Origin of the sequence: Roseospira visakhapatnamensis, assembly GCF_014197915.1 — a bacterium.
Taxonomy (GTDB): domain Bacteria; phylum Pseudomonadota; class Alphaproteobacteria; order Rhodospirillales; family Rhodospirillaceae; genus Rhodospira; species Rhodospira visakhapatnamensis.
In genome coordinates this window covers 1-1,719 of sequence record NZ_JACIGK010000083.1, presented here as the reverse complement: position 1 = coordinate 1,719, position 1,719 = coordinate 1, and the positions used below count along the sequence as shown (strand labels likewise).

Here is a 1,719-nt window from a genome sequence, read left to right as displayed (position 1 = left end):
CTGAAAGAGCCGCCCGCCATGGACGGCCGCTGGCACCGCGTCGCCGTCGAGGGCGACACGGCGGGCAAACAGTCCGGCTCCTACAAGGGCTTCCTCGACGACGGCGTGCCCAACGGGCTGATCATGAACTACCGCGCCGGCGGCGTCGCCGAGAAGTGGATCGCCACCGGACATCACCTCGATCCGGCCGACCTGGACCGCCTCAAGACCGAGTCCCAGGCCCGCCAGGCCCAACAGGCGGAGGACCGCCAGGCCCAGCAGCGCGACGCCGCCAAGCGGGCCTTCGGCCTCCATGCCAACGCCGCCCCGGCGCCGGCGGACCACCCCTATCTGGTCCGCAAGGGTGTGCCGCCGCTGGCGGACCTGCGCGTCACCGGGGACAACAAGCTTCTGCTGCCGCTGCGCGACGGCGCCGGCGCCCTGTGGAACGTGCAGACCATCGACGCCGACGGCACCAAGCGCTTCCTGCACCAGGGCCGCAAGAGCGGCCTGTGCGCCACGATCGACGGTGACCCCAAAGGGCCGCTGCTGGTGGCCGAGGGCTATGCCACCGGCGCCACCCTCCACGGCGCCACCGGCCTCGGCGTGGCCGTCGCCCTGGACGCCGGCAACCTGGAGGCGGTCGCCACCACCCTGCGCCAGACCATGCCCGGGCGCGGCCTGGTGATCGCCGCCGACGACGATCACGCCCGGCCGGACAATCCGGGGCTCACCAAGGCCGTCGCCGCCGCCCGCGCGGTCGACGCGCGCGTCATCGTGCCGCCCTTCACCGCCGCCGAGCGCGCCCGGGGCCTGACCGACTGGAACGACCTCGCCGGCGCGCGCGGTCCCGCCGCCACCCGGGCCATCCTGGCGACCCTCGGGCTCGGCACCCGCCAGGACCGGGCCAGGACCATGGCCAACACCAAGGTCAAACCCAAGGCCCCCGCCCTGGGGCTGTGAGGACCACGCCATGACCAGACACGTCAGTCTCGCCCTGCAAGCCGGAGACCTCCGCTTCTGTCTGGAGACCCCGGACCTGATCCGCTGCCTGCGGGCCGCCGTCGACGGCGGCTTCGTCCCGCCCCCGCCGAAAGCGTGGTGGGACAGCCTGCCCCCGGACCTCCTCGACACCAGGGAGAGCCAGCATGATTGACCCCGGCGCCGTCGTCGCCAACCGCGCGATCGTCGAGGCCCTGGTGGAGGACACCTGTCCCCATCAGGGGATCCATGCCTATTACGTCGCCCGGGTCGGGACCGAGACCCTGGCCATCGACCTGCCGACCGTGCTCAAGGGCCTGCGGCTCGTGCAAACGCAAGGCGCCATCCCGCCCCTTCCGGTGCAGTGGTGGACCCTGGTCGCCATGGATCATGATATCGCAGAGGAGTTGTTCCATGGCGGAGTTGAACGCCCATGCGCGTATACAAACTGTTCCCCCGAGTCATCGAGGAAAGACCGTTGACGATCTCGGCCTTCGAGGAGGACACCAAGAAACAACCTCCCTGGTATCAGAAAGAGGGCAAGGAACGGCAGTTCGCCGTCTGCCCAGCCTGCGACAATCCCATCCAAATCCTGGGACTCGTCGAGCGGCTCGCCCACACGGACCAGCCCTATGGGCGGCACACCAACAAACCGGTTCCCGGCTTCGAGCGTTTCGATCCCACGGTGTTCGACTGGTGCCCCTATCTGGCGAAAAACCGAAGCGGAACGGTGAGCGGCAAACGGTCGTCGTCCCTCGA

General features: G+C 70.0%; 4 protein-coding genes. All 4 read left to right on the top strand.

The window, feature by feature from the left end:
- Positions 1-942: toprim domain-containing protein (locus tag GGD89_RS19545; protein WP_221238581.1), on the top strand; the 942-nt coding region annotated here is incomplete at its 5' end.
- A 10-nt stretch (positions 943-952) separates the two neighbouring features.
- Positions 953-1,135 (top strand): hypothetical protein, encoded by a 183-nt coding sequence (locus GGD89_RS19540; RefSeq protein WP_184049202.1) that lies wholly within the window; start codon positions 953-955, stop codon positions 1,133-1,135.
- Positions 1,128-1,442 (top strand): hypothetical protein, encoded by a 315-nt coding sequence (locus tag GGD89_RS19535; RefSeq protein ID WP_184049199.1) that lies wholly within the window; start codon positions 1,128-1,130, stop codon positions 1,440-1,442. Before GGD89_RS19540 ends, GGD89_RS19535 begins: the two co-directional genes overlap by 8 nt.
- A partial coding sequence (locus GGD89_RS19530) for a hypothetical protein (protein WP_221238580.1) occupies positions 1,439-1,719 on the top strand: 281 nt, incomplete at its 3' end. The genes GGD89_RS19535 and GGD89_RS19530, both read left to right, overlap by 4 nt.

Coding starts and splice junctions, on each gene's coding strand:
- GGD89_RS19540 (WP_184049202.1), top strand. CDS start 953: ATGACCAGACACGTCAGTCTCGCCCTGCAAGCCGGAGACCTCCGCTTC.
- GGD89_RS19535 (WP_184049199.1), top strand. CDS start 1,128: ATGATTGACCCCGGCGCCGTCGTCGCCAACCGCGCGATCGTCGAGGCC.